3 protein-coding genes, 2 pseudogenes and 1 other annotated feature are annotated in these 2,710 nt (G+C 39.2%); of the genes and pseudogenes, 1 reads left to right on the top strand and 4 read right to left on the bottom strand.

What is annotated here, in order from left to right; translation table 11 throughout:
* Nucleotides 1-34: 34 nt before the first annotated feature.
* Nucleotides 35-1,254 (bottom strand): IS3 family transposase gene (locus tag MKL33_RS01905; protein WP_103270969.1). Its coding sequence is split into 2 segments (ribosomal slippage): nt 35-978 and nt 978-1,254, totalling 1,221 coding nucleotides; the frame shifts between segments, so codons are not numbered across the junction.
* Nucleotides 863-979: a sequence feature (AL1L pseudoknot), on the bottom strand. It overlaps the preceding gene by 117 nt.
* A gap of 34 nt (nt 1,255-1,288) precedes the next feature.
* Here MKL33_RS01905 and MKL33_RS01900 point away from each other — a divergent pair.
* Nucleotides 1,289-1,489: pseudogene (locus MKL33_RS01900) on the top strand (DDE-type integrase/transposase/recombinase); the annotation flags it as partial.
* Between the two features lie 18 nt (nt 1,490-1,507).
* Here the strand turns inward: MKL33_RS01900 and MKL33_RS01895 are convergent.
* From MKL33_RS01895 to MKL33_RS01885, 3 genes and pseudogenes are all read right to left on the bottom strand, one after another.
* Nucleotides 1,508-1,654 carry a hypothetical protein gene (locus MKL33_RS01895; protein WP_160310229.1) on the bottom strand — a complete coding sequence of 49 codons (147 nt, stop codon included), beginning with the start codon at nt 1,652-1,654 and terminating at the stop codon, nt 1,508-1,510.
* 13 nt (nt 1,655-1,667) lie between these two features.
* The gene (locus tag MKL33_RS01890) at nt 1,668-2,156 is read right to left on the bottom strand and encodes a hypothetical protein (protein WP_049065942.1); all 489 of its coding nucleotides are present in this window, start codon (nt 2,154-2,156) and stop codon (nt 1,668-1,670) included.
* Between the two features lie 39 nt (nt 2,157-2,195).
* Nucleotides 2,196-2,710: pseudogene (locus tag MKL33_RS01885) on the bottom strand (IS5-like element ISAba13 family transposase); the annotation flags it as partial.

The raw sequence follows: 2,710 nt of genomic DNA, 5'->3' as shown, positions 1-2,710 counted from the left end.
CGTACCGGGTTTGTCGGAGACTTTTTTATTTAAGTTAGGCCACCTGACCTAACGGGTTAATCTTATCATAGTACATTGCTTCAAACTCAAAAGGCGATACATAACCCAGTGCACTGTGTACACGCTTTTTATTGAACCAATCTACCCAGTTTAGTGTCGCAAGTTGTACATCTGCTAAACCTTGCCAATCTGCTTTTAGATATTCAATCACCTCTGTTTTGTATAAGCCATTCACCGTTTCAGCCAAAGCATTATCGTATGAATCACCAGTCGTACCGACTGATGCTCGTAAATTTGCTGCTTCTAAACGATGGGTATAACGAATGGAAAGATATTGCACACCTCTGTCGGAATGATGAATCACATTCTTTGGCATGCCTCGATCATGCAATGCTTGCTCTAATGCATCGAGCACCATATCTGTATTCATTCGTGTAGATACTTTCCAGCCAACAATTGCTCGTGAGAACACATCAATAATAAAGGCGGTATAGACCCAGCCTGAATGAGTTTGAATATACGTAAAGTCACTGACCCACAGTTGGTCAGGATGATCAGCAGTAAAATTACGTTTCACTAAATCATCTGCTCGTTTTTGGTCATCTCGGCTACGGGTGGTTTGTTTGTTCTTACCTCGCCAAACACCTTGTATACCTAGCTTTTTCATTAATCGAGCAACAGTACAGCGTGCAATAATATAGCCTTCACGTTTCAGTTTTTGCCAGACTTTACGTACACCATACCGACCTGAACTTTCCTTCCAAATTCGTTTAATCTCCTCAGCATGATGCAAGTCATGTAAATCTCGCTTTGCTCGATGTTCTGGATTTTCGCAGAGATCTAGAGTCCGGTAATAGGTTGAGGGTGCGATCGGTAAAATTCTACAAATCGCCTCGACTCCGTACAGCTCTTTATTATTATGGATAAAATCCACCATTATTTGTGTGGGCGGTCGAGCTCCGCCTGGGCGAAAAAAGCGGCTGCTTTACGTAGAATCTCATTGGCGCGTTGCAGTTCTTTATTTTCACGTTCGAGTTGTTTAATACGTTCTTGATCTGAAAGCTGCTGTACTTTAACTGGATTTAGTTTATCTAAATATTTTTGATACCAAACACGTAGTGTTTCAGGAGTACAACCTATCTTGGGAGCAATAGCGGTGATCGCAGCCCAATTCGATGGATAATCTTTTTCAGATTCAATCAATAATTGAACCGCTCTTTCTCTGATTTCAGGGGTATATTTTAATTTTGTCATCGGGATAGTCTCTCAGAATATTGACTCTCCGACAAACCCGGTACGGTTCAGTGATCATGGCAAGCTCAAACGAATCATCAAGGCTACGTTGGGATTCAAGTCTATGAAAACGGCTTATGCCACAATTAAAGGTATTGAGGTTATGCGTGCTCTACGCAAAGGACAAGCTTCATTATTTTATAACGGTAATATTCTAGGAGAAGTTTGGCTAGTAAATAGAGTTTTCGGTCTCTAAGCTTTTTTGAAGGGAAAATCATCGACTCAGATCCCTATTTGCAACAGTGCCTTTAATATTTAGTTTAAATCGACCTGTTAAACGTTCAGGTTGTCCTTTTTCTAATCGTTCAAGAGCATCAAGTAATTGTTGTCTAGTAACTTCGGGATTTCTAATCTTTGCCATATAAAAATACCTATTAAAGTTGATCTCTCGGGACTGTCATAATTTTATAAGGTTCAAAGTTTAAGTTCATACTCTGCATTATTTTTTCAGCAGCTTGGATGCGTATTTTGTGAAATTCGTAAATGTCATCGGATAACTGTCCTTCAATGCTTAGAACCTCTAATATGTTTATACTTTCTTGTCTTACAGCTTGAGCATAAGCTGTACTTTCAATAATTGACCAATCACAATCTACACATTCAGGAAATTCTATACCAATTCTCATACTACATGCACGATTGATACAGTACATTCCTGGAGCAATAGCATGGATGTGTTTTCTTCCTGATTTGATTTCTTTCTCAAAGTATTTAGATGACATATCCCTATCATTAAAATCTTGTTGGTACAAAAATTTGCCATAACCTCCACCCAAATTATGTCCAAGCTTTGCTTTCAATGAAATATTAGAAAGTAAATTAGCTTGCTGTCTAATTTTTTCTTGCTCTAGGCTTTGTTGCACAAAGATTTAAAAGTTAAGACTTCTCATATCTACTCAAATTTAAGTGACAACTCGGGTATGTGGTCTGCCTAAGTCCGTAAATTTATTTAATACTGCCATACGTGCATGAATCTCATTGACTTGGCTTTGAAAATTTCTCGCACTGAGTTTATCCCCCAATAATTTGATGCAATGCATCTTGGTTTCAACCAAACTTCGCCGATGATAGCCTGACCATTTCTTCCAAATAGTTCTTCCTAAACGTTTAACTGTTCGAAGCAACTCATTGCGTTCTAGCGAGCTCATCTTTTTATCTTTCCATGGCTTCGCATTTTTTCTTGGTGGAATCACTGCATGTGCTTGCCGATCCGCAATGACCTGTCGGCACTGTTTGGTATCATAAGCTCCATCGGTATAGACGGAGTCAACTCTCTCATCTTGTGGAATCTGATCGAGTAAATCACCAAGTACCTGTGAATCACTCACATTGTTGGTTGTGAGCTGAACAGCGCGTATTTGTAAGGTTTTAGCATCTATACCCATATGTAATTTACGCCATTGGCGACGATATTCAG

This window comes from Acinetobacter sp. AOR43_HL (assembly GCF_027854635.1).
Classification (GTDB): Bacteria; Pseudomonadota; Gammaproteobacteria; order Pseudomonadales; family Moraxellaceae; genus Acinetobacter; species Acinetobacter pittii.
Note: the sequence above shows the minus strand (reverse complement) of the source record. Positions and strands in the feature narration are given on the sequence as shown.

What these genes read in the sequence shown, in the direction of transcription:
- MKL33_RS01895 (WP_160310229.1), bottom strand. Translation starts at nt 1,654, where the DNA reads ATGGCAAAGATTAGAAATCCCGAAGTTACTAGACAACAATTACTTGAT.